Origin of the sequence: Staphylococcus auricularis (assembly GCF_001500315.1) — a bacterium.
Classification (GTDB): Bacteria; Bacillota; Bacilli; order Staphylococcales; family Staphylococcaceae; genus Staphylococcus; species Staphylococcus auricularis.
In genome coordinates this window covers 1-317 of the sequence record NZ_LLER01000041.1, presented here as the reverse complement: position 1 = coordinate 317, position 317 = coordinate 1, and the positions used below count along the sequence as shown (strand labels likewise).

Sequence of the window (317 nt, the reverse complement as noted above, 5' to 3'; positions counted from 1 at the left end):
GGCTTTGCTGTCACTTATAGATGGACCCGCGCCGTATTAGCTAGTTGGTGAGGTAACGGCTCACCAAGGCAACGATACGTAGCCGACCTGAGAGGGTGATCGGCCACACTGGAACTGAGACACGGTCCAGACTCCTACGGGAGGCAGCAGTAGGGAATCTTCCGCAATGGGCGAAAGCCTGACGGAGCAACGCCGCGTGAGTGATGAAGGTCTTCGGATCGTAAAACTCTGTTATTAGGGAAGAACAAATGCGTAAGTAACTGTGCGCGTCTTGACGGTACCTAATCAGAAAGCCACGGCTAACTACGTGCCAGCAG

The 317-nt window shown here is 53.9% G+C and carries 1 rRNA gene; it reads left to right on the top strand.

What is annotated here, in order from left to right:
* Positions 1–317: ribosomal RNA gene (locus APS80_RS10405) — 16S ribosomal RNA — on the top strand; the annotation flags it as partial.